This window comes from Mesorhizobium sp. M4A.F.Ca.ET.050.02.1.1, from assembly GCF_003997725.1.
Taxonomy (GTDB): domain Bacteria; phylum Pseudomonadota; class Alphaproteobacteria; order Rhizobiales; family Rhizobiaceae; genus Mesorhizobium.
This window is the reverse complement of sequence record NZ_RZSG01000943.1, coordinates 1-2,084: the sequence shown is the minus strand read 5'-3', so window position 1 is coordinate 2,084 and position 2,084 is coordinate 1. Positions and strand designations below refer to the sequence as shown.

Annotated in this window: 2 protein-coding genes and 1 pseudogene; all 3 read right to left on the bottom strand. The window is 67.3% G+C overall.

The window, feature by feature from the left end:
* A partial coding sequence (locus EOA33_RS33435; RefSeq protein WP_127407562.1) for a LysM peptidoglycan-binding domain-containing protein occupies nt 1–1,125 on the bottom strand: 1,125 nt, incomplete at its 3' end.
* A 115-nt stretch (nt 1,126–1,240) separates the two neighbouring features.
* Nucleotides 1,241–1,900 carry a protein-L-isoaspartate(D-aspartate) O-methyltransferase gene (locus EOA33_RS33430; protein WP_126054205.1) on the bottom strand — a complete coding sequence of 220 codons (660 nt, stop codon included), beginning with the start codon at nt 1,898–1,900 and terminating at the stop codon, nt 1,241–1,243.
* Nucleotides 1,897–2,084, bottom strand: a pseudogene (locus tag EOA33_RS33425) (5'/3'-nucleotidase SurE); the annotation flags it as partial. The pseudogene EOA33_RS33425 and the gene EOA33_RS33430, both read right to left, overlap by 4 nt.

The window sequence follows — 2,084 nt, the reverse complement described above, 5'->3', positions numbered from 1 at the left end:
CTCGGCCTGCTGGATGACCTTGGCGTCCTTCTTCGGCGGCGTGTAGGAGGCGAGCGTCTCGGTCGGCTTCGCGGCCGGCTGAGTGGTGGCGGTCGTCACCGGGTCGACCTTGACCGGCTTGGCGGCGGCGACAGTCGCGGTGCCGCCGGCTGGAACCTTCAGCGTCTGGCCGATCTTGAGCAGGCCGTCCTGCATGCCGTTCGCCTGCTTCAGCGCCACGACGCCGACACCGGTCTTCCTGGCGATGGACGACAGGGTGTCGCCCTGCTGGACCGTGTAGGTGCCGCCGGCGCCGGCCGGCTTAGCCGAAGCGACCTGCGTCGCAGGCTTGGCGTCCTTCGATCCGCTAGCGGCGGCGTTAGCGTCGACCGGCGCGGCCGACTTGCCGTCCTTGAGCTTCGGCTGCTGCGGCAGCACGGCGATCTTCTCGGGCGCGCTTGCGGGCTTCGGCGCATTGGCGGGCTTGGTGTCGGCGAGTTTCTGTGCCGGCTCCTTGCTCGAATAGGCATAGGCGGGAATGACCAGCTTTTGGCCCGTCTTCAGGCCCTTGGTCGCGCTCAGCCCGTTGACCTTCATGATCACGTCGGCCGGCACCTTGTAGTGCTGCGCCAGGCCGGAGATGGTCTCGCCGTCCCGGACCACGATCTCGGTGGCGCGCGGCGTGCCGGCGGCCGCCATCTTCGGCGCGTCGGGCTGCGCCTCCTTGAACGGCTTCGTCGCCGGGGCGGCGGTGCCGGTCGTCGTCCTGTCGACATGCGTGGCGGGCGGCGCCAGGACCGGCTCCGAAGCGGTGCGCACCGGCTTCGCCGCGGACGCCTGGGCTGGCTGTGACACCGGCGGCGGCAACTGCTGCACCGAAACCGGCTCGAGGCTGGAGCGGCTCACCGACTGGGTATGACTGCCGTCGACAGGCGCCGGCGCCACCGCATCGCCCGGATAGGGCTGGGCGACGTCCTGCTTGTCGATGATGGCGCGCTGATTGTTGGTCGACGAGGTGAAGACGTCGTCGACACCATTGAAGCGGGCGACCTGGGAGCTGCACCCCGCGGCGGCGCCTGCGATCATGAGGACGGCGCAGCCACGCGCCAGATTGCGTCCGTTTGCCTTCAAAACACTGAATTGCATCGCACTAACCCGCACAGACCCGGTACAAACTGGTCATGATTAAAGCGCGTTAATGTTACTGGCCGGTTAACCCCTTAGAATCCGGCGAAAATTTTCTTAAAATATTCGAGGAGGGTTAGATAACCGAGGCGACGCTGCGCAGGATCGGCTGCAGCCTGACGATACCGATGTCCTCGCGCTCGAAGCGGCTGCCGACTTTGGTGAGCTTTGCCAGCACCTGCTCGCCCTCCTCCGGGCCGATCGGCGCGATGACCACACCGCCGCTCGACAACTGGTCGAGCAGGAAACGCGGCAGGCTGTCGAAGGCCGCCCAGGCGACGATGCGGTCGAACGGCCCTTCATTCGGCAATCCGTTGGAGCCATCCGCCTGGCGGACGATGACGTTGCCGATGCCGAGCGCCTCGAAGCGCTGTTTGGCCTGCTCGGTCAGCGTCTTGTAACGGTCGATGGTGACGATGCGCGACGCCAGCCGCGACATCACCGCCGCCGTGTAGCCAGTCCCGGTGCCAATCTCCAGCACGCGGTTGCCGGGCTCGATGCCAAGCGCCGCGAGTACCGCGGCCTGCAGGTCGGCGCCCTCGATCGCCTCGCCGCATTCGATCGGCAGCATGCCGTCCGACCAGGCGAGCGAATGGAACTGGCCGGACAGGAAGCCACGGCGCGGCGTCGCCTCGAAGGCGGCAATCAGCGGCTTCGGCGCCGACCCCCGGCCGCGCAGGCGCAGCAGGAAGGCGGCAAAACCTTCGCGGTCGTCGACTGAAATCGGCTGGTTCATGCGAGCGCCTTGGTCAGTTGGTCGCGAATTTCATGAGCGGTAAGGTCGAGCTGCAACGGCGTCACCGACACCAGCCGGTTGCGCATGGCATGGAGATCGGTGCCCTTCTTGCCTTCGACCGGCTCGCGACCGAAGCGCAGCCAGTAGTAAGGCAGGCCGCGCCCGTCGCGGCGCTCGTCCACCC

What these genes read in the sequence shown, in the direction of transcription:
- EOA33_RS33430 (WP_126054205.1), bottom strand. Translation starts at nt 1,900, where the DNA reads ATGAACCAGCCGATTTCAGTCGACGACCGCGAAGGTTTTGCCGCCTTC.